The sequence below is a fragment of the Acetonema longum DSM 6540 genome (genome assembly GCF_000219125.1).
Lineage (GTDB): Bacteria > Bacillota > Negativicutes > Sporomusales > Acetonemataceae > Acetonema > Acetonema longum.
Genome location: NZ_AFGF01000056.1, coordinates 50502 through 72012 on the forward strand (window position 1 = coordinate 50502; position 21511 = coordinate 72012).

At 49.6% G+C, this 21511-nt stretch carries 25 protein-coding genes; 17 read left to right on the forward strand and 8 right to left on the reverse strand.

Going from position 1 to position 21511, the window contains the following annotated elements:
* Positions 1 to 79: 79 nt before the first annotated feature.
* Positions 80 to 919, forward strand: a complete 840-nt coding sequence (locus ALO_RS07590; RefSeq protein WP_004094510.1) for a prohibitin family protein — start codon at positions 80 to 82, stop codon at positions 917 to 919.
* Positions 920 to 1135: 216 nt separating this feature from the next.
* Here ALO_RS07590 and ALO_RS07595 read toward each other — a convergent pair whose 3' ends face one another.
* The 4 genes from ALO_RS07595 to ALO_RS07610 all read right to left on the reverse strand — a co-directional run bounded on the left by ALO_RS07595 (position 1136) and on the right by ALO_RS07610 (position 6211).
* Entirely contained in the window at positions 1136 to 2251 is a 1116-nt protein-coding gene (locus ALO_RS07595; protein ID WP_004094511.1) for an ABC transporter permease subunit, read from the reverse strand.
* On the reverse strand, positions 2248 to 3294 hold the full coding sequence (locus ALO_RS07600; protein ID WP_004094513.1) for an ABC transporter permease subunit: 1047 nt from the start codon (positions 3292 to 3294) through the stop codon (positions 2248 to 2250). Before ALO_RS07600 ends, ALO_RS07595 begins: the two co-directional genes overlap by 4 nt.
* 2 nt (positions 3295 to 3296) lie before the next feature.
* The gene (locus tag ALO_RS07605; protein ID WP_004094515.1) at positions 3297 to 4901 is read right to left on the reverse strand and encodes a sugar ABC transporter ATP-binding protein; all 1605 of its coding nucleotides are present in this window, start codon (positions 4899 to 4901) and stop codon (positions 3297 to 3299) included.
* A 158-nt stretch (positions 4902 to 5059) separates the two neighbouring features.
* Entirely contained in the window at positions 5060 to 6211 is a 1152-nt protein-coding gene (locus ALO_RS07610; protein WP_004094517.1) for a DUF3798 domain-containing protein, read from the reverse strand.
* A gap of 372 nt (positions 6212 to 6583) precedes the next feature.
* On the opposite strand from ALO_RS07610, the gene rplU reads away from it, so the two are divergent.
* The 16 genes from rplU to ALO_RS07685 all read left to right on the forward strand — a co-directional run bounded on the left by rplU (position 6584) and on the right by ALO_RS07685 (position 17732).
* Positions 6584 to 6895 carry a 50S ribosomal protein L21 gene (gene rplU / locus ALO_RS07615; RefSeq protein ID WP_004094519.1) on the forward strand — a complete coding sequence of 104 codons (312 nt, stop codon included), beginning with the start codon at positions 6584 to 6586 and terminating at the stop codon, positions 6893 to 6895.
* A 21-nt stretch (positions 6896 to 6916) separates the two neighbouring features.
* Positions 6917 to 7261: a ribosomal-processing cysteine protease Prp gene (locus ALO_RS07620; protein WP_004094521.1), complete on the forward strand. Its 345-nt coding sequence runs from the start codon at positions 6917 to 6919 to the stop codon at positions 7259 to 7261.
* Positions 7254 to 7532, forward strand: a complete 279-nt coding sequence (gene rpmA, locus ALO_RS07625) for a 50S ribosomal protein L27 (RefSeq protein ID WP_004094524.1) — start codon at positions 7254 to 7256, stop codon at positions 7530 to 7532. The genes ALO_RS07620 and rpmA overlap by 8 nt, the downstream gene beginning before the upstream one ends.
* A 159-nt stretch (positions 7533 to 7691) precedes the next feature.
* Positions 7692 to 7946, forward strand: a complete 255-nt coding sequence (locus ALO_RS07630) for a Spo0B domain-containing protein (protein WP_004094526.1) — start codon at positions 7692 to 7694, stop codon at positions 7944 to 7946.
* Positions 7947 to 8038: 92 nt separating this feature from the next.
* Entirely contained in the window at positions 8039 to 9310 is a 1272-nt protein-coding gene (obgE, locus tag ALO_RS07635; RefSeq protein WP_004094529.1) for a GTPase ObgE, read from the forward strand.
* A gap of 19 nt (positions 9311 to 9329) precedes the next feature.
* Complete coding sequence (locus tag ALO_RS07640; RefSeq protein WP_004094531.1) at positions 9330 to 9626, forward strand: YhbY family RNA-binding protein; 297 nt, start codon at positions 9330 to 9332, stop codon at positions 9624 to 9626.
* Between the two features lie 41 nt (positions 9627 to 9667).
* A complete protein-coding gene (proB, locus tag ALO_RS07645; protein WP_004573198.1) occupies positions 9668 to 10795 on the forward strand; it encodes a glutamate 5-kinase in 1128 nt (375 codons plus the stop codon).
* Positions 10796 to 10815: 20 nt separating this feature from the next.
* The gene (locus ALO_RS07650; protein WP_004573199.1) at positions 10816 to 12069 is read left to right on the forward strand and encodes a glutamate-5-semialdehyde dehydrogenase; all 1254 of its coding nucleotides are present in this window, start codon (positions 10816 to 10818) and stop codon (positions 12067 to 12069) included.
* A 186-nt stretch (positions 12070 to 12255) separates the two neighbouring features.
* A complete protein-coding gene (locus tag ALO_RS07655) occupies positions 12256 to 13005 on the forward strand; it encodes an efflux RND transporter periplasmic adaptor subunit (RefSeq protein WP_238528231.1) in 750 nt (249 codons plus the stop codon).
* A gap of 15 nt (positions 13006 to 13020) precedes the next feature.
* Positions 13021 to 13191 (forward strand): hypothetical protein, encoded by a 171-nt coding sequence (locus tag ALO_RS22380; protein WP_004573201.1) that lies wholly within the window; start codon positions 13021 to 13023, stop codon positions 13189 to 13191.
* Positions 13192 to 13378: 187 nt separating this feature from the next.
* Entirely contained in the window at positions 13379 to 13999 is a 621-nt protein-coding gene (gene nadD, locus ALO_RS07660; protein WP_004573203.1) for a nicotinate-nucleotide adenylyltransferase, read from the forward strand.
* Between the two features lie 147 nt (positions 14000 to 14146).
* On the forward strand, positions 14147 to 14398 hold the full coding sequence (locus ALO_RS07665) for an RNA recognition motif domain-containing protein (RefSeq protein ID WP_004573204.1): 252 nt from the start codon (positions 14147 to 14149) through the stop codon (positions 14396 to 14398).
* Positions 14399 to 14653: 255 nt separating this feature from the next.
* A complete protein-coding gene (gene yqeK / locus ALO_RS07670) occupies positions 14654 to 15223 on the forward strand; it encodes a bis(5'-nucleosyl)-tetraphosphatase (symmetrical) YqeK (protein ID WP_004573205.1) in 570 nt (189 codons plus the stop codon).
* Between the two features lie 37 nt (positions 15224 to 15260).
* On the forward strand, positions 15261 to 16274 hold the full coding sequence (locus ALO_RS07675) for an LCP family protein (protein ID WP_004573206.1): 1014 nt from the start codon (positions 15261 to 15263) through the stop codon (positions 16272 to 16274).
* Between the two features lie 118 nt (positions 16275 to 16392).
* On the forward strand, positions 16393 to 16740 hold the full coding sequence (gene rsfS / locus ALO_RS07680; protein ID WP_004573207.1) for a ribosome silencing factor: 348 nt from the start codon (positions 16393 to 16395) through the stop codon (positions 16738 to 16740).
* Positions 16741 to 16856: 116 nt separating this feature from the next.
* Positions 16857 to 17732 carry a CvfB family protein gene (locus ALO_RS07685; RefSeq protein WP_004573208.1) on the forward strand — a complete coding sequence of 292 codons (876 nt, stop codon included), beginning with the start codon at positions 16857 to 16859 and terminating at the stop codon, positions 17730 to 17732.
* A 220-nt stretch (positions 17733 to 17952) separates the two neighbouring features.
* Here ALO_RS07685 and ALO_RS07690 read toward each other — a convergent pair whose 3' ends face one another.
* From ALO_RS07690 to ALO_RS07705, 4 genes are all read right to left on the reverse strand, one after another.
* Positions 17953 to 18390, reverse strand: coding sequence for a peptidylprolyl isomerase (locus tag ALO_RS07690; protein ID WP_004573209.1), 438 nt, complete (start codon positions 18388 to 18390; stop codon positions 17953 to 17955).
* Positions 18391 to 18425: 35 nt separating this feature from the next.
* A complete protein-coding gene (locus tag ALO_RS07695) occupies positions 18426 to 19067 on the reverse strand; it encodes a hypothetical protein (protein ID WP_004573210.1) in 642 nt (213 codons plus the stop codon).
* A 308-nt stretch (positions 19068 to 19375) separates the two neighbouring features.
* Entirely contained in the window at positions 19376 to 20155 is a 780-nt protein-coding gene (locus ALO_RS07700) for a DUF4931 domain-containing protein (protein ID WP_004573211.1), read from the reverse strand.
* Between the two features lie 8 nt (positions 20156 to 20163).
* Positions 20164 to 21378 (reverse strand): hypothetical protein, encoded by a 1215-nt coding sequence (locus tag ALO_RS07705; protein ID WP_004573212.1) that lies wholly within the window; start codon positions 21376 to 21378, stop codon positions 20164 to 20166.
* Positions 21379 to 21511 lie beyond the last annotated feature (133 nt).

Sequence of the window (21511 nt, forward strand, 5' to 3'; positions counted from 1 at the left end):
TACAGTGTAAGTGGTTGTACAAGCGTGCCCCGGAAGAATCCTTTTCGAGTTTACAAAATGTGTAAAAGGAGGTTGGGTAATGGATCTGGATAATGTTGTTAAAATGAAATTTGATTCTGGAGGCAAAGCGCCTAGAGTGTTAGTGCCCCTTGTAGCAGGATTGATTCTATTTTTTGTTGCTTTTAATTCTATCGTTATTATTCAAGCCGGTACACGGGGAATCGTACTCCAGCTAGGTGCAGTGCAGCCCCTTGTCTTACATGAAGGATTTCATTTTAAAATTCCATTCGTTCAACAAATTATTCCCATTGATGTGCGAGTGGGTAAAGCTCAGTCAGATCAGACTGCTTCTTCTAAGGACTTACAAACTGTTAATACAACGGTTGCTGTTAACTTTCATTTAGTTCCGGAGGAAGTCAACAAGCTTTATCAAAATGTCGGCTTAGCCTATGAGGATCGGATTGTAGCTCCTGCGATTGGAGAAGCCGTTAAAGCGGTTACGGCGCAATATACGGCTGAAGAACTGATTTCCAAACGTTCAGAAGTTAGTGCCAAGGTCAAGGAAACCCTTGCTGCCAAGCTTTCAACTTACTTTATGGCGCTTGATGAAATTAACATTACGGAGTTCAAGTTCAGCGCAGAATATAATAACGCTATTGAACAAAAGCAAATCGCTGAGCAAAATGCTTTAAAAGCCAGACTTGACCTGCAGCGTATCGAGGTTGAGGCACAGCAAGCAATTGAGCGGGCTAAAGCTGAGGCTGAATCCCTGCGTCTTCAAAAGCAAGAAGTTACTCCAGAATTAATTGAATTAAGGAAAATTGAAGCTCAAATGAAAGCTATTGAGAAATGGGACGGTAAACTTCCAACTGTAACTGGTGGAGCGAATCCGTTCATTGATATAAACAAGATGAAATAGATCATTTAAACTAAGAGGAGATCATAAAAATGCGATTGTGTGGATATTGACGTAAAGAACCGTCGCCATGATTGCGTGCATAGATCTAACAATAATCATCATATAGAGGCTTTTAGTGTTTAATTAGCCGAAGTGCCTGCAAATGTGTAAAAACTTGCAGGCACTTCGGCTAATCTTATGGTTTGTTTTTATTTTTCAACGGCCTCAAAAGAGTCGTTATTCTTCCTGAAGCGTCTTCTTTTTTGCCTTCATATACTTATGCCAGGCATGCAGCAGCAGTGACATGCCGATGACGCCATAGGCGATAAACACGCGGAAAAATTCGCCGATTTGCGCGTCGCCGAACAGGTTGTTGCCGGCCTGGGGGGAGACGATGAACAGGGTGTGGAACAAGGCCGTGCCGATGATGGCATCGCCGATGGTCGCCTTGGTGACGGTGGCGCCACCGATCAGCAGTGCGGCAATCGAAAACATGCCGACCTGTTCGTGGCTGGCGTAAGTATTCAGGGTGCCGATGTTCTGCAAAAAGATGATTTGCCCCCAGGCCGCCAGCACGGTGGAAATGGTGATGGCGATGATCCTGATTTTATTGGTAGGGATGCCGGCGACCTGGGCAATATTGAGGTCCTGCCCCAGGGACCGGAACTCCTGGCCGAGCTTGGTGGTGACGATGAAACGGGTGAACCAGCACAGCAGACCGATGGCCAGGAACGTGACAATCGGTATTTCCAGGCCCATGATATTGATGTAGAGCATCCGGTCAAGAGCGTATTGCACGAATTTTAGATCGAGAGCATTTTTCAGACCTACGCCGCCTTTTAAGATGATTTCCGGGTTATAGACAGGGATCAGCGTGCCCATGAACAGCAGAAATACCAATTGATACAGGCCGTTGGCGAAGAAACCCAGGATCATGCTGGTAATCATTTCCCGGCCTTTGGTTTTGTTTAGAGTAATCCCGGTGAGGTAGCCGAACAGCAGGGCAAAGGGAGTGGAAACCAGCACGGCGGCGAGAAAGCCGCCAAAGCCGCCTAAATCCCACACTTTGACGGCGATAAGGCCGATTTGTCCCGCCATGGCGCCGATGACCAGCGCAAAATTGAGGCCCATGCCGGCCAGAACCGGAATGATCAGGGACAATACCATAAATAAATTTCTCGACAGCCGGGTGATTAGCTCATTGACCACAAATACCGGCGGTAGCTCCGAAGCGATGACGGCAGCGATGCATAAGACGAGGAAAAACAAGGGTACGGGATGGCTGGTGAAAAATTTGCGCAGCCTGCTTTTCAGCATCAGGTTGCCCTGGTTAGTTGCAATGCCTGTATTCATGCCTGGCTACCTCCCGCTTTGGTCAGTGCGTATAAGATTACGCCATTGCTGACAATGATCCGAACGACTTCCGACAGATTGCCCACCGGCATCAGCTCATTGATGACCGGCAGCGAGATGGTCAGGAGCGCTTGAAACAGGATCGTGCCGGAGATGACATGGCTGATGGTGGCTTTTCGCGCGCTGGCGCCGCCGATGAGAATAGCGGCGGTGGCGGCAAAGGGCATCATCAGGGGCGCCTGGTATAATTGCAAAAAACCGAAACTTTGGGCATACACCAAAATGCCGATTCCGCCGAGAACGGTGGAAATCACTGTGCCAATGATGCGCTGCCGGTTTACATTGATGCCGGAAGCTGCGGCAAAGCGGGGATTGTCACCGGCAGCCATCATTGCCATGCCGGTCTTGGATTTCATAAACAAATAGACCAACAGGCAGCAGCCGCCAAAGAATAGCAGCGCACCGGTGGGGATTTTCGCGCCGAATATCGTTACGGACAGAAAATCATCCAGCACCTTGGCGTAACGGCTGGTAAGGGCAATGGTCGTCCTTAAACCGGAGCCGCCAATGGCCCAGATCATTTCCGGACTCTTAAACGGGATCAGCAGCCAGCCGATCGACATAAGGGAAACAATGGAAAATCCGAGGTAGGTGCCGACCGTCATCTCATCTCCCTTAACCCGGTTCAGCAGCCAGCCATAGCAATATCCCACTGCTACGGAAAAAGGAATGGAGATGATGACCGCCCAGAAAAAAGCTGACGCTCCTCTGAGATCAAGCTCAATGCTGATGCAGCCGGCTAAGAGCCCGGAGATGATGCCCAGGGACAAGCCGAAGTTCAGTCCGGCGCCGGAGACAATGCTCGGCGCCATGGCCAGCACCAACACTCCGTTCATGCCGATGCGCACCAGCGAATCCCCCACCATGGCCGCCACATCCTGCTTAAGTATAAATGCCAGGACGATGAGCATTGACAAAAAAATGACAATACATACTTTGGGGAAACCATATTTTTCCGTTAATTGCTGCCATAATGCCTGCATGTCTATACGGCCTCCCTGCGTGCTTTATATTTGCCGGCCATTGCCAATCCATAGTCGACATCGGCCGCCGTTGGGCTCAGGGTAGCTTCTACCTGCCCTTCATACACAATGGCGATCCGGTCGCAGATGGCCCTGAGCTCGCTCAGTTCACTGGATGTTACCACAATGGTCATACCGAGCTCGCGATTGAGTTTGAGTAAAAGGTCCAGCACCAGCTTTTTGGCGCCGATATCAATGCCGCGGGTGGGTTCCGACACGAACAAGATTTCCGGTTCCAGCGTCAACGCCCTGGCGATGCAGACCTTTTGCTGGTTGCCGCCGCTTAGACGTCGCGTAATTTGGGTTGAACCGGTGCAGCGGATGTCAAGGTCCTTGATCATATTTAATGCATGGGTACGGATTGCTTGGGCATCCGCCATCTGCACTTTGCCGATGCCCAGGAAGGGTTTCAAGAATTTTTCCCGCACCTGCATGCTGGTTATGGCAATGTTCAGTTCGATGGAATTATCCAGCAGCAAGCCTATCCCCCGCCGATCCTCCGATACAAATGCCAGCTTACGGCTGATGGCCTGCCGGGGGTTATTGAGGGCGATTTTTTCCCCATGGATACATACTTCCCCTTCCGCCGGGTATAGTCCCATCACACCGTTAGCAACGCCGATTTTGCCTTGGCCGGCCAGACCGCCGATACCCAGGATCTCTCCTTTTTGGACCTCCAGGCTGATATCTTTGACCATTTCGCCAGGCATGTTCACTCGCAGATTGCGGATCGACAGAGCCGTTTCCCCGGCTGCTTTTTCCTCTGCCACATTGATCTTCAGCCGCTCAATCTGACGGCCGACCATCATTTCTGCTATTTTTTCCAGGGTCGCTTCAGCCTTCGCCATAGCGCCCACCTTTTCTCCGTCCCGCAGCACGGTGATCTGATCTGCCACCGCCAATACCTCGTCCAGTCGGTGGGTGATGAACAGGATGGCCACTCCTTTAGCCGTCAGTTTTTTCATCACCGCCAGCAGGGTACTGGCTTCACTTTCCGTTAGCACCGCTGTCGGCTCGTCAAATACCAGCAGTTTCAGGTTTTCTTTGTCAATCTCCCGGGCAATTTCAACAAATTGCATGTACCCCACCGGCAGACCGGCGATGGGCAGCCATTCATCCACATTCATGCCCAGCACGTCCAGTGCTTTTTTTGCATCTTGCCGCATGGTTGCAAAGTCCAGTGACTTGAACCCATCGCCGCCGATTTTGCTGAAGGCGTTGGGCTTGGTGATTTCCCGGTTGAGCTTGATATTTTCCGTAATTGTAAAACCCGGCAGCAGCATAAATTCCTGGTGAACCATGCCGATACCTAAGTCAAGAGCATCCTTGGGCGACTGGATCAGGACCGGCTCCCCGTTAAACAATATTTCGCCCTTGATGCCGCCCGTGTTGTAAATAACCGGCATACCGAACAGGATATTCATCAGTGTGGATTTTCCCGCCCCGTTTTCGCCGACGATGGCGTGGATTTCCCCTGGTTTGAGCGTTAAAGAGACTCCTTTTAAGACCCGGTTGCCGAAGTATTCTTTTTCAATGCTACGCATTTCCAGTAAGTTGCTCGCGTCCATTGCTTTCCTCCCGGTGGACGGCTGCATGCAGCCGCGCTAGATTGTGTGTATCTTTAGCATGTAGTCTGCTTATGATAATGGATATGGGAAAGGTTGCTACTACGGTACCAGTAGCAACCTTTCTGATTTACCCTGCAGGGCGTTCATCCGTTAGACTATTAAAACGTGATATAATCGGAAAGAACCATGTAGAAGTTGTCGAATTTTACTTCTTTGCCGGTTTTATCGGTACCAGCGTAAGTCTGGTACTGGACTTTCTTGCCGTTTGCAGCCTCCGACAGTTTTTGGGCTAGGGCCTCTTGATCATTTTTGCTCTTGATCTTGCCTTCTGCCCAATCTTTGGCGTATTCCACGCCTGCTTCGACAAACATCATGTTGACCGGTACCGGCCAGGTGGCGAATTTTCCAGTGCCGTTCTTAGCCGCGACTTTCGTTTTGATTTGCTCTACGACATAGTTGATGTCGCCAGCTTTTTCCGGGGGAATTTCGATCCCCAGGGCGCCCGGATAGCCGTGGAAGGGACTCGGGCAGCATTGCTGCGCGAGAATCGCACCGTTGTCCAGAGTCGCTTTGATCAGCGGCTCCTGCATAGCGCAGTTGGTGCTGAAGAAGTTGGTTTCTTTACCATACTGGTTTACTTTACGAGGCACATCCTCAAGGATAAATTGCTGAGCGCCGGGTACGCCGGCATCTCCCAGCGGATCGGGAGCAGTGGCGTCAATAAATTTCAATCCGAGTTTTTCTGATTCCTCTCTCATAATTTCGCGGCGCTGAGCCAGCAGAGGATAGGACATATGCCGGGGGAAGGAATAGTGAACCAAGGTTTTTGCGCCCATTTTCTTGGCTTGAGCGGGGATGGTCTTGCCCATCGTCAGTTCATCCGCCTGCAGGACAATATCCGACTTCTTAGCGATCATATCCGGATCTTCGCCCGGTACGCCGCTGATCAGCAGTATGTCGGGCCGTTTTTCTCTGACCTTTTCAAAGCCAGCGGCGGCGCCGGGTACAGCCTGTACCATGACGATAGCCTTGACATCAGGGTCGGCAGCAAACGCCAGCAGGTTGGAGATGGTAGTTTCCTGTTCTTTCATGAAGTTATCAGGATAGGTCTTGAACAGGATCACATCTTTGCCGTACTTCTTAACCATTTTTTCCGCTGCCCGGTATTCTTCCTCGCCCTGGGCGACAGTACCGGTGATGACGCCGATTTTGATTTTTTTCTTGGCATCAGTGGTTGAGGTGGACTGGCCGCAACCGACCACGCTTATCAGCACGATCGCTGCCAGCAGCATTGCTAACCATTTTTTCAAACTTGAACCCCTCCTTATAAAATTATCTTTTCTATTTCGACTAAAATCAGAATAATCCTTTTCTTTATTTTTTTTCATCAACTGCTGCAGGATAAGTCATAAGGCAGTGGGACTTACATGCATAAATATCCATTAAAACAGTACAATATTCGACCTATCCCGTCAACACATTATTTAAAAAGCACGCGCTGCGAAAATGTTCCGGTTAGTGTATATGTAATGAGGATTGCTAATATTGACATCCGCCTTTTTATATGCTACCATTTAATTCTGCAGGCGTATGCGCGCCTGCGCGCCCAGCCGCTCGGAGAGGCTGTAAAACCGGTGACGGTGCCGTATCCGGCGAGACTTGACCAGGGGAGGTGTACCAGAATGTATGCAATTATTCAAACCGGTGGCAAGCAGTATCGGGTAAGTGAAGGCGACGTTATTTCAGTGGAGAAGCTGGATGCTGCCGCAGGGGAGGCTGTTTCCTTCGATCAGGTGCTGACAGTTGTCAAAGACGACAGTGTCCAGGTCGGCAAACCCTATCTTGCATCGGCCAAAGTGACCGCTAAGGTTGTGGATCATGGCAAAGGCAAGAAAATTCTTGTCTTCAAGTATAAAGCCAAATCCAACTACCGCAGACGCCAAGGCCATCGTCAGCCGTTTACCAAAGTTGTTATCGAAAAAATCGAAGCGTAAGCTGTCTTTAGAACTAAGCCAATGATTAAGATAACAATTACCCGTGATCAATCCGGTAACATTGTTACATTTTACGTAAAAGGACATGCTGGTATTGCTCCGCGAGGGCAAGACATTGTCTGTGCCGGTGTTTCCGCTCTTGCTCAGGCGGCGCTTCTGGGGATAAAGGTTCATTTGAACCGGGATTTTCAGTGGCGAGTGGCTCATGGGGATATAGAGATGAGATTAGCCGGCAAGCCAGACGCATTAACTAATGCGGTTTTGGAAACGATGGTGCTTGGCTTATTGGAAATTGTCAGGAACTATCCTAAAAATATCCGGATGATCGAAGCAAAATTGGATTTGGGAGGTGAACCAAATGTTTAAGTTTGATTTACAGTTGTTTGCTCATAAAAAAGGTGTTGGCAGCTCCCGTAACGGCCGGGATAGCGAATCCAAACGCCTTGGCGTGAAGAAACATGCCGGCGAGGCAGTTGTGGCCGGTAACATTCTGGTCCGCCAAAGAGGTACCCGTTTTTACCCTGGTGAAAACGTCGGTATGGGCAAAGATCACACTTTGTTTGCGAAAATTGACGGAAAAGTAACCGTCGAGCGCAGAGGCCGCGAAGACCGTCAAATCAGTGTATATCCTGCATAAGTAGCCGGAAACTTAGCCTGCGGTGACACAACCGCAGGCTTTTTCGTAGGCGGCATCTTGGACTTCAAAAGTATGTGCGGTTGTCAGCTTTTTACGCTATAAAACAGGATTTTATCGTTCCTGAGTGGAATTTTCCTGTCATGAGGGGAGAGATGCTAGGTGACAAAGAATGAGGTTTGCCCGGAATTGACCCGTTTGCTGCGGTTGCAGCGTCATGAATTCATTAATCATATCCAGGTGGTGCATGCTTTGCTTCAACTGGGGAAGGCCGAGAAAGCCAAACAGTATTTGGAAGACCTAGCTAAGAGCCCCGACCTCGCTTCCAGTGTGATGTCTGATTACAGACCGGAAAATTGCAACATACAGGCGCTGCATCCTCCGGCGGGGAGTGGAAATAGAGTGGAAGAAAAATAAAACTAACTTTTTGTAATTGCAGGCTAAGCGGGCATACTTATATTATACAATAAAATACAGGAGTCTCTTTTTAGAGAGACAAGGTGAACCGAATGTTTATTGATAAAGCTAAAATTTTTGTGAAAGCCGGTGACGGTGGCAATGGCATGTCCAGCTTCCGGCGGGAAAAATACGTGCCACGGGGCGGCCCTGACGGCGGCGATGGCGGCCGGGGCGGTAACGTCATTTTAGTAGTGGATTCTAATATGAATACCTTGATTGATTTTCGCCATAAGCGGAAATTCAAAGCGGATGACGGCGGTAAAGGCGATACCAGCAATATGATCGGTCGCAGCGCGTTGGACCTGAAGATTAAAGTGCCGCCCGGCACCTTGGTTAAAGAGGAAGAAAGCGATGCCCTCCTGGCTGATTTAACCGAACTGGGCCAGGAATACATTGTGGCCCAAGGCGGCCGGGGCGGCCGGGGCAATGCCCGGTTTGTGAACAGTGTACATAGGGCCCCCACTTTTGCCGAAAAGGGCGAACCAGGCGAAGCAAAAAATATTGTTTTGGAGCTCAAACTGTTGGCGGATGTAGGCTTGATTGGCTATCCCAGTGTGGGCAAATCCAGCATCCTGGCCAGAGTATCCGCAGCCAAGCCGGAGGTCGCTGCTTATCACTTTACCACTTTGACCCCGGTGCTGGGGGTGGTCAGCCTGACAGAAGGCAAGAGCTTCGTTTTAGCTGACATACCGGGACTGATCGAGGGGGCGCACGAGGGAAAAGGCTTGGGACATGACTTTCTGCGTCATATTGAGCGAACCAAGGTTTTGATCCATGTTTTGGATATATCCGGCATGGAGGGGCGGGACCCTCTCGCCGATTATCATAAAATCAATGAAGAATTGAGCTTATATAACGAAAGGTTGGCCCGACGGCCGCAAATTATAGCCGCCAACAAGATGGACCTGCCGGAAGCCCGGGAAAACTTTCAGCGGATCACGGATCTGCTGAAACAACAGGGCCGTGAAGTGTATCCTATTTCCGCCGCTACCGGCGAAGGACTGGACGATCTCATGTGGCGGGCTTTGCAGCTAATCGCCGAATATGTTCCCGAACCGGAGCCCGCCAGCGAAGTTAAAGTATATACTGATGCTCAGGAACCTGCATACATCATCCGCCGGGACGATGACGGCGCCTATGTGGTAGAGGGAAAAGACCTGGAACGTTTGGTAGCCATGACCAACTTCAGCGATGACGAAGGTCTGAGGCGCTTCCAAAAGATCTGGCGCAAGCTGGAGATTGACGCAGCTCTGCGGGAACGCGGGATTAAGGAAGGCGATACCGTACGGATACGGGACATGGAATTCACCTTCCAGGACTAGAGGAGAAAGGACTGCTTTTATGCTGACAACAAAGCAAAAGCGTTATTTAAAATCCCTGGGGATGACTCAGGACCCTATCGTGCAGATCGGCAAGGCCGGCGTCACAGCCACTGTGGTGGCAGGGACCGAGGCGGCGCTGCTGGCACGGGAACTGATAAAAGTGCGGGTCTTGAACAACAGCCCGCAGGAAGTTAAGGAAGCCATTCAGGAACTGGCAATTGAAACCGGCGCGCAACTGGTGCAGGTGATCGGCCATAACGGCCTGTTATACAAGCAGAATCCAGATCCGGAAAGGTCCAAGCTGGAATTGCCATAGTACTTAAGATGCTTTGCATCTCTCATGGAGGGCGATAAGGCATGTTAACCCGTGATACATTATCAGCTGCCGGACGTATTGTGGTTAAAGTGGGTACCAGCACATTATCCCATGTTACCGGCAAACTGAACCTTTTGCGAATCGAAAAACTGGTGAGAGAACTATCCGACCTGGCTAATCAAGGCAAAGAAATTATCCTGGTTACTTCCGGGGCGGTGGGGGTTGGCATGGATAGACTGGGCCTGAAAGAGCGGCCCAAGACCATTCCGGAAAAACAGGCTGCTGCGGCGGTAGGCCAGGGAATCCTCATGCATACTTATGAGAAAATGTTCGGCGAATATGGTCAGATTGTGGCTCAGGTACTGTTGACCCGGGAAGATTCGGTGAAACGGCAGCGCTATGTCAACTCTCGCAATACCCTGCTCACCCTCTTGCGTATGGGCGTGATTCCAATTATTAATGAGAACGATGTGGTGGCTATTGACGAGCTGAAGATCGGTGATAATGACACGCTTTCAGCCATGGTCGCCAGTATTGTGGAAGCCGATGTGCTGATTATTCTTTCGGACGTGGAAGGGGTTTATACCGACAATCCCCAAAATAATTCGGATGCCCGCCTTATTCCCGAAATCAGCGAAATTACGCCTGAAATTGAAGCATTGGCCGGCGGAGCGGGATCCATCAGGGGAACCGGAGGCATGAACACAAAAATTCAAGCCGGAAAGATCGCCGTGAATTCCGGTGTAGTGATGGTCATTGCCTCCGGTTCCAGAGACGGGGTGGTGAAAGACATTCTTGCCGGTGAGTCTGTAGGTACGGTCTTTTTATCCAAGGAAAACCGCCTGCAGATCCGAAAGCGCTGGCTGGCTTTCGGCGCCCGGCTCCATGGCTCGGTCAAGGTGGACAAAGGTTGCGAGAAAGCCATTTTGGACGGTGGCTCCAGTTTACTGGCTGCCGGCATCATTGAGGTGGAGGGTGATTTCGATCATGGCAATACCGTACGGATCATCACCCTGGAAGGCCGTGAAATTGCCAGAGGCCTGGCCAATTACAATTCCTCCGATACCCGTAAAATCATGGGCGCTCACACCAATGACATTGCCGGCATTCTTGGTCATAAATCCTATGATGAGGTTGTACACAGAGACAATATGGTATTACTGGCCTAAAGGGAAAGGGGAGAGGGACCGTGGATTTTCAGGCAGAACTGAAACAAAAGGGCGAGCGGGCTAAAATAGCCGCCCGTAAACTGGCTACAGTATCTGCGGCTGCCAAAAATCAGGCGCTTCAGGCTATAGCAGATGCGCTTTTAAGTAATACAGCCGCTATTTTGGCGGCCAATGTCCTCGATATGGAGGCAGCAAAAGGGAGAAACATTCCCGGTCCCCTGCTGGACCGGCTGAAGCTGGATGAAGCGCGTATCAAGGCGATGGCCGAGGGGCTGCGGCAGGTGGCGTTCTTGCCGGACCCGATAGGCGAGGTGCTAAGCGGCGGCAAGCGTCCCAACGGCTTGCTCATTCAGAAAGTGCGGGTTCCCTTGGGGGTGGTGGGCATGATCTATGAAGCCAGACCCAATGTGACGGTGGACGCGGCCGGGCTCTGCCTAAAATCAGGCAATGCGACCATACTGAGGGGCGGCTCGGAAGCCATACAGTCCAATACCGCCATCGTGCAGGTCATTGCTGATGCTGCCCGGCAGGCTGATATGCCGGCCGATGTGGTTCAACTGATTGCGACAACCGATCGGGAAGCTGTGAATGCCATGCTCAAGCTCAATGAATATATTGACGTCATCATTCCCAGAGGCGGCGCCGGCCTGATTAAGACGGTCGTGCACAACAGCACTGTACCGGTAATAGAGACCGGAACCGGCGTTTGCCATACTTTTGTTGATGTCAGCGCTGATCTGCAGATGGCGCAAACCATTGCCTTCAACGCCAAGGTTTCCCGTCCGGCGGTCTGCAATGCCATGGAGACGCTCTTGGTTCATGCAAAGGCTGCCGACCAATTTCTGCCCCCCATGCTGGAACAGTTTCATCAAGCCGGCGTGGAACTGCGGGGCTGTCCGGTCACCCAGAGACATCACCGGGCGGTGAAGCCGGCGACCCAGGCGGATTGGGCTACCGAATACTCGGATTACATCCTTTCGGTAAAAGTGGTTTCCGGTTTGGAAGAGGCCCTGGAGCATATTGCAAAATACAGCACCAAGCATTCCGAGGCGATTGTGACTTCCGATTATGGGAATGCTCTGCGTTTCCAGCAGGAAGTGGATGCAGCCTGTGTGTACGTCAACGCCTCCACTCGCTTTAGCGACGGCTTTGAATTTGGCTTGGGCGCCGAGATCGGCATCAGCACGCAAAAATTGCATGCCCGGGGTCCCATGGGCCTGACTGCGTTAACCAGCTTCAAATATATGATCTCCGGTCAGGGGCAAATCCGATAATTACCGGTAAAGATATGCTTGATTCCTCTTATTGCGGTGCGATGAGAGGTTTTCTTTTTAAAACAGCCCTATTTTTGCCAGTCCCAAGATTGACGCACCGGTCCTGATCGTCGTACAATGAAATTAAGAACAGGTGCGTGTCGTGAAACAATGTGGAGGTGTGTCGTGCAGGCGGTTTTCCAGAAGTTGTTACAACATAAAAAATGGCTATTGCTGCTTGTTGTACTGGCAATTGCGGTGAGAGCCGACATGCTGCAGGCTGAGGATCAGAAACAACCGGCTCATAGGATTCTGGTGGTCAAACGAGGCAATATCGCCACTGTCGTTGCCGCCAAAGGAATTGTTGTGCCGGTAAACACCGTGAATACCCCGATGGCTCCCGGTTCAGGCGAGAATTCTGCTCCTGTAGTTCTGTTGGATGCTGCCAGAATAAAAATGCAAATTGAAGCACAGATCAGCGAGTTCGATATCGATAAAATTCTGGTTGGACAAAAAGTGAAATTTACAGCGGACGCATGTCCGGATCAGATTTACAGCGGAAATGTAGCCAGTATATCCCGTAAGGGCCATTGGCGGCAGCATCATATATATTATCCGGTCATTATTGATATGGATGAAGGTAAAGGAAGCGAGGGAGTCTTGCGGCCGGAGATGACCGCCCGGATTTCGATCTGGGTGGGAGAGAGACTGAATGTTTTAGCGGTGCCCCTTAAGGCAGTCAAAGAGAGCAGAAACCAACGTTATGTCCAGGTACTAAAGGACGGACAGCCGCATAATATCACAGTAACCACCGGTTTAGCCAATGATGCCAGCATCGAGATTATTGAGGGACTACAGGAAGGGGATCGGCTCATCCTGCCGCAGGCTAAAGTGCGGGGACAAAAGAAAATTTCCGGTTTTATCCGTCAATTTTTTGGCAGTCCTGGGATTGAATAAGCGGGGTGATTTTCGATGAAAATTGTAAAATGGTTCCATTATGTACAGTCTTACCGGGATTACTTGAAAAGCGAAAAAGGCTGGTTCGATTTCGTTGACACTATCCAGGCTTTGTTGATTATGATGGGTGTGATGGCAGCGGCGGCAGCTTGTCTTTATATTGCCAGACTTATGTTAGGTTTTTAAACGGACCGTTGAAAAAGGCTTGGTAGCAGTAGGTAATCTCTCATCAGTGAAAAGTCACACGAGTTCTTCACAGTACGGAGGCGCAGAGCGTCTCTCTGATCTAGCATCTGAACCTTTTTGAACGGTCACGGATTCGAGATTGAAGATGAGTTGGAAAGATTCCTGAAAATAGATAGATGGTGAGCGTATGAAACAGCATGGCAGGAAAAAAATCGGCGTCATGGGCGGGACGTTTGATCCCATTCATATTGGACATCTGGCTACAGCAGAAATCGTAAGAATGGCTTACCGGTTGGACCAGGTATTATTCATTCCTAACGGATTGCCGCCCCATAAACAGGATATGCAGGTTACCCCTGCTGTCCACCGATATATCATGACTCTGATGGCTACCTGTTCTAATCCTTATTTTTTAGTTGTACCGATGGAAATTGAGCGTCCCGGGTTATCCTATACTATTGATACAGTGAAGAAAGTTCTGGCTGAATACGGGCCGGAAACCGACTTATATTGCATTACCGGCTTTGATGCCATTTTAGACTTGTTTACCTGGAAAGATGCGATACAGCTGCTGCAGCTATGCCAGTTTGTCGCTGTTGCCAGGTTAGGATATGAAAGCCGGATGATAGAAAAGATAGATGCTTTTCCTCTGGAGGCAAAACACAGAATACATATTTTGACCGCCCCCCGGATTGATATCTCAGCCACCGATATCCGCCAGAGAGTGCGTCAGGGCGGATCGATCAGGTACCTTGTACCAGAAACCGTGGAACAATATATCTATAAAGAACGACTCTATCTTGATTAAAGGCTGCTGCAACTGGTCACGGATTCCAGGATCAGAAAATTGCACCTGTTTGGTTATGAATTCCTGCGTCAGACATCGAATAAATTTGACAGATTCGCAAATAATGAGAGTGTACTACTTCAGTGGAAGAAGAGGTGAAATTCCCGAATGGCAGCAACATTGTATGTCGGCAACTTACCCTGGTCTACAACAGACACTGCTTTAACCGAGGCATTCCGCGAGCATGGAACGGTATATTCCAGCCGGATTATTACCGATAAAGAGACCGGACGGTCCCGCGGATTTGGTTTTGTGGAAGTGGAAGATGCTGATGTGGAAAAAATGATCACCGCAATGAACGGTACAGACTTCGGCGGTCGTCAAATCGTAGTAAACGAGGCAAAACCACGGCAAAATTGATACTCAAAGTCTCTCAAACTTTATTGGCGACAAGAAAGGCATAGTGTTTTTCGCCTAGGGTCGTCAAATCGAAGTAAACGAGGCAAATCACGGCAAAACTAATACTAGAGGCTATTCAAAACCTCCCGAAAGTGCATCAGCAACAAGGGAGGCTTTGTTTTTTTGTGTTATGTATGGTAAAATGCTAGTGGTACCCTATAGGGATGCCTTGTGCTTGGGGTAAAGTTTCAAGAATCATTGTTAGGATCTGATCGTATGATAGAATGGGAAGAAATTGAGAACAATTTGCGTAAAACGCTTTCCGGACATCGCTTTCAGCACTCTGTCGGCGTCAGTGTGACCGCTGAGGATCTAGCTAAGCGATTCGGGGCGGATCCGGTTCAAGCCAGACTGGCCGGCTTGTTGCATGACTGCGCCCGGGATATGTCCAACAATCACCTATTGCAAAGCGCCGAGACTTTTGGTATAGTTGTGGATACCGTTCTCCGTCGGGTGCCGGAGCTGCTGCATGCACCAGTGGGAGCCCAACTGGTCCGGGAGCGCTATAAAATCAGCGATCCGGCGGTATGTCAGGCCATTGCCCGCCATACGGTAGGGGCCAAGGATATGAGTGTATTGGATATGGTGATCTATTTAGCTGATTGTATCGAGCCGGGCCGGGATTTTCTCGGAGTCCATGAGCTGCGACGTCTGGCGGCGGTTGACTTGTGGGCGGCTATGGTGAAGGCCTATGATCAGAGTATTATCTATATTATACAGCAAGGCGGTCTGGTGCACCCGGCTACGATAGAGGGACGCAACGCCTTACTGCTTGGAATCCGTTGAAATAAATTTTTAGAATCCCTTAGAGAGGGGGAGCTATATGGCCGCAGAACGTGTACGTTGCAGAATTCGCTGGACGCGCGTCTTTTTTGTTTTGGCGGCTTTACTGGTGTTTATTACTGTAGCGCTAGGAGCGATTTTCTACACCTATATTCAGGTGTTTCATACATTTAAATCAAGCCGGACAGCAGCAGTTACCTTAAGCGATGAGCCCATAACCCAGCGGGTGAATATCCTGCTGATGGGTGTGGACGAGCCGGAGCGGCAGGCTGCCGACGCTGCCCAAGCAAGACGTTCGGATACCATGATTGTTGTCAGCATCAACCCGACCGACGGGACCATCCATCTACTGTCGATTCCCCGGGATACCAAAGTGGTCATTCCAGGACGGAAAAGTTACGATAAGATTACCCACGCCTTCGCCTATGGGGGACCGCCTCTGGCGGTCCAGACAGTAGAAAAATTTTTGCAGATCCCCATCAACTACTATTTGGTGGCGGATTGGCAGGGATTTATTCAGGTGGTTGACATTTTGGGCGGTGTGGATTTGTATGTGGAGCAGAACATGCGCTACAGCGATTCCTACGCCGATTTGCAAATTGATTTGAAACGCGGCTTCCAGCACTTGGACGGCCAAAAAGCTGGACAATATGTGCGATACCGTCATGACGAATTGGGCGATATCGGCCGGGTTCAACGACAGCAGCGCTTCCTGAAAGCCTTGGCTCAGGAACTCCTGCAGATGGATACCATTTTTAAAACTCCGGCTTTGTCATCTGCTATCAGTCAATATGTACAAACCGATATGAGTCTGTTTACTATTGCGAAACTGGCCAACAGCCTGACATCCTTTGATGAATCAGGGTTACAATTTGAAATGCTGCCAGGCAGTTTTGCCACGATTGACGGGCTGAGTTACTGGGTGCCTGATCAGGTTCTCACGAAGCAAATGGTGGAACGGTTATTCGTATCCTATGACCGGGCAGCAGACAGTGGGAATATTGACGGACCGGCACCCCAGCGAGAAGGAGTGACAAGTTTATTACCGAAATAAGTAATAAATGGGAGTTTAGTATTACACAGTTATTGTTTTACCGGATTGGCGCACACTAAAATGATACCAGACAACTGCGAATCCTTTGTGGTTTTGCTGTTGCTGCAGGAGGGAAATAATGGAGCATCTTGAACATCTGCCCCGGGCTGTTGCGGCTGCCGCCAGCGAAAAAAAGGCACGGGACATCACGATCTTGGATATGAAAGGAGTATCTTTAGTTACCGACTATTTTGTCATCTGCAGCGCCAATTCTGTGATCCAGGCTCAGGCAATTATTGACAACATCGAAGAAAAGCTGGACGAACAGGGGATAAAATCCCTGCATAAGGAAGGATCCCGGGATTCTCGATGGGTATTGCTGGATTATGGCAATGTAGTGGCTCATATCTTTGTGGAAGAGGATCGTGTGTTCTATAATCTGGAACGTCTTTGGGGCGATGCCAAGGCCTATAAGTATGAGGCTTGAGAGATGCGAAGCATCTCGAGCTAGCAGGAAGACAGACTGCTCGCGGCCGAGTAGAAGGATTCTGATTAGGTATGAATGCCGCAAAGCAATGTTTTTCGAGTCTACAAGGAGAGAATATGCAACAAAAAGCAACTTATGCTCCCGGACAAGTGGTCACTCTGAAAGTAGCCCGGATGAACGAGCTGGGGGCGTTTCTTGATGCCGGCACCGGCAAAACTTCCGATGATATTCTGCTGCACAAAGCGCAGCAAATCAGAGAAGTCACCCTTGATGAGCCGGTAGAAGTCTATTTATATCAGGATCCGAAAGGACGCCTTGCCGCCAGTATGCGGCTGCCTCAGATGAAGCCGGGACAGGTAGCCAGAGTTCAGGTTATTAATACCAGCCGTGACGGGGCCTTTGTCGATATCGGCGCTGAACGGGGTGTGTTTATGCCCTATGCCGGCATGCGCGGACTGCCTCGCCGCGGGGAAAAAGTATGGGTTAAGCTGTATACCGATAAATCCGGCCGGCCGGCTGTCACCATGGAAGTGGACGAAGAACTGCAAAAAGCGTCCAGACCGGCGATGGTCAAAGTAGGGGATCAGGTCACTGGCTCGGTATACAATATCAATGAGGCAGGCGCTTTCCTGTTTACCGCCGAGCGGAATATTGCGCTTTTGCACAAGGATGAAATGGCAGAACGTCTGAAAGTGGGTCAAGAAATAACAGCCCGTGTCACCTTTGTGCGGGAAGACGGAAGAATTAACGTCTCCTTGCGTCCGGCGAAAGAGAAGGCCATGGATCAGGATGGAGAAAAGATTCTTGCCCTGCTGGCCGGACGCGGCAAGATGCCTTACAGTGACGAATCGTCACCTGAAGTTATTAAAGAAAAGTTCCAGATCAGCAAAGCCGCCTTCAAACGTGCTTTAGGCAAGCTCATGAAAGCCGGCCTGATCGAACAGCAAGACGGTTGGACCTATCTGAAAAAAGAAGAAGGAGAAAACCCATAAAAAAGAAACACTCAGCCAGTTTGCTGTCTTTTGTTTTTGCGGGCTGTCTTAACGCGACAGCTCTATTTTTATTTATTTAAAATTTGTTTGGCCAGGACATGCTGTAAAATAATGTGATGCTATTTGAAAAAAGGGCTGCGCATATGTTTTTTAGAAAAACGTTTTGCGACAGCCTCTTTTCGTGTGACTGGTATAAAAGCCTCAAATTCGAGGCCTTCTTTCAACGGTCCTCTTCTGCTACAGTTACTTTGGTCATCCGATCTCCCTGTTTGATGTTATCCACCACATCCATCCCTTGGCTAACCTGGCCGAATACGGTGTGCATGCCATCCAAATGAGGCTGCGGTTCATAGACAATGAAAAACTGACTGCCGCCGGTATTGGGGCCACGATGAGCCATGGACAGAGAACCGCGCAGATGTTTATGGGGATTGCCTTTGGTTTCGCAAGGAATGGTATATCCCGGCCCGCCTGAACCGGTGCCGTTGGGGCAGCCGCCTTGAGCCACGAAACCCGGAATAACCCGGTGAAAAGTCAGACCGTCATAAAAGCCTTCACTGATCAATTTGACGAAATTGGCCACAGTGCCTGGAGCCTCTTTTTCAAACAGATCAATGACAATAGTACCTTTTTCTGTTTCCATGATTGCTTGTTTCAAGTGAGATCCCCCGCTTATCCAATAATGTAATTCTATTATTTCCTTTTTGACCGCGGTTCAACCCCAGCAGGCGGAGACTGGTTTGACGAATTGGTCTCCTCTAGCAGCTCGTACATAATGACCCCGCTGGCGACTCCGGGAAATTCGATGATCGATATAACCAATTTTCGGTCGCTGAAGTGCAGGGTAATGGTTTCATGCCGCTTGCCGGACTCTTCTTTTTGGCTGATAATCAGCGTAGCCTGGTTGCCTGACTTCGCAGCATTGCGCATGGCCTGGATCAGAACCTTGGTTTGGTCCAGATTCTGAAAGTTCCCCAGATTTTTTTGGATGCGGACAATCTTATTATTTTTGACAGTAATGGTTCCCACCGTTTGAAAGGTATCTCCTTCTCGGGTGGTAACCGACCACAGTTCCTCCTCCGAATTATCCGACATTACCTGGGTTACCTGATAAACCCGCCCCAGACGGCGTAATGCTTCCTCTTTAGATTGACCCACGGTTATCTTTACATCGCCAAATTCCGTGGACACAGGCGGTTGTGGCGTTTGAACCGCTGACTGAGCGCTGCCATTTGAACTTTCCGGGTTGGGAGCAGGCTGTTCCCGGCCATAGGTAACAGCCGTTATCATCAATAACATACAGGTGGTCCATATCACCAGGTATTTTCTTGCCATGGGTACACCTCCTGCCGGCAGGCTGCAGCAAACTGTGACAAATATCGTATTCTGCTGCCTGTGCTGACTCGCTATCACTGTAAACTTCCATACGACAGAGCATTTTCCTGCCAATATGGCTGTGTTGATTGCAAAATACTTACAAACTGGTCTTACAGTTTTCTTTCACAATAACCGTCACAACGATGCAATAGCAAAAGATAAATAACAAAGAGGCAGTGCGGGCTGCCTCTTTCTACACATTAATTGACAAGGATACTTGCCGAGCAACGGCCCTCCGGCAGACTTGACAATGAGATGGGCCTTTTTCAACGGTCTCCTAAAAAATAAATCTGCTGAAATTCCCTTACAACCTCATCCAGCCTGTTGGATACTTGTGGGATCGAGTAGCCAATGTACAGGGGAGAGGTGACAAACCGGGGCATGATTTTTACCACAATCCGGCTCTGATGCTGATAAAAGAACAAATTATAACTGCTGCAGTTCTTGTGAAAATGATGCATGATATAATGCACCGTGATTTGGATATAATCGGCCCAGCAATCAATATAGGACTGATCCGTCAGGGAAACATTAAATTCAAAGAAACCGATTTTGGGTTGAGTGGAAACATTCAACTCAACACCTGGCGCTGCTGCGATCTCCGGGCCGGAAAAATAATCGGCCCGGAGATTTTTGCGGTAATCCACCTGCTTTAAGCCGACGATTTGCATATGGGGATGGCGGATGGTGCCGCCTGAATAGGGACCATGATTTTTATAGAACAGTACCGAGGCAAATTCACCGCTGGCATCCATTTCGAGCCATTTGGATACGCCAAATCGGATCAGGTTGTGCAGCAGGTCTTTGGGATAATTGGATAATTCGGCATTGCAATCATCGGTTTCGATGAGGACGGTCTGTAAAGTATCTTCCAAGACAGGGTATTTATTTTTCAGCCAGATGATAGGGTATTGCTCCGCCAGGATATCCGACAAACCGGACCGGTCGCAAAAAGGGCAGGAAGTATTCCTGTTTATGATGCTCTCCGGTTTTTGACTGCCGATATGGGAATTGAAGCAAATTTGCTCCCTGGATAGGTTTTGCATAGACTCTCCTACTTCTGATTCAAACGGGTATTGTCGTCAGTCCAAATCAGTTCATCAATGATTACATCGGCCCGGGCTTTATAGGCTGCATTGGAGCTGGATTCAGGCGGCAGATGGGTCATGATGTAAAAGGTCTGCCCCTGATGCTGGGCCAGATATACCTGGCCGCTGTATCTTTTGCTGTTTAGCCTGTGTTCAAAAGTCCACTCCCGTATCGACCAGTTAAATTGCTTGGGCTGGTTTTTACGGTCTCTTGTGCGCCAGCCTGACTGGCTCAAAAGTGTATCGATGGTTTGGGCGGCTTGTTCCGGCGTAACTCCCGGCTGGCAGAAAAACAAAGTCACATAGACATCTTCCCGCTGCACTCCGCCGGATTGCCCGAGAAAGCGAAAGGAGGTTCCGTCGTCAGCGCTGATCCGCTGCGTAACCATATCAGACGGACTGTAGGTGTAAAACGGGTAGGGCTCGCCCCTCACCAAATTCAATTGCAAAGATTGAGGCGTTCCCTTCATGATGAGGAATCCTTCTTTATAGTCCGGAGCCGCTGATTTGGCAAAGTTTTTTAATTTAGACGAGATACGGCTGTTGTCAGCGAAAAACTCCCGGAATATCAATCCTGTATCCGGGGCGTAATATTCAAACCAGTAGCTGCCGCTCTGGGACTGGGCTGAAGTTACTTTGATTTTTATTGTATTTACATAAGATCCGGCCGGTACCTCTACTGTTTCGCCTACAGCCACCACTTCCCGCTGGTCAGTGGAATTTTTCCAGGAAGCCCCGACCTCCAGCGGCGCTTTTAATATGATCTGATTTTGATTGGCTGCTTCCTGAAACAAGGAATTATTGGAATACCATTCTTCCCGTGAATGAGTCAGCGTAACTGCTTCCGGCATGGCTTGGAAAATCATCCCCAATTGAGTACCGCCGTTCGTTTCGCTCATTTGGACCAGATTGCCCTGGCGAAACAGCACTCTTCTGGTAAAGTCGGCAAATTCGTTGCCTTCTCCTGCATAGACCCAGGTCAAATTTGGCTCGGTGGGGAAATACCGGGTTACGTCTGTTATTGGGGTCTGCGCCTGCTGTTGGGGTGACACTGCCTGTTGACGACAGCCGGCTATGACTCCGAACAAGGTCAGGATTAGCAGGAACAAAATTATCTGCGTTCTTATCGGCATTCTTGGCAATGCTGTCAGGAATGCCCGGAATCGGTTCAATTGATTCATATATCCACCTCTTTCCAATCACACATGCGTGCCAAAGGTAATTTTTCAAGGGTATTACAGTCCCTGTCCATATTGTTGTCCCGCGCAATAGAATCATTCATAGCTGACGCAACGCAATCATTTCAAAAGTCCG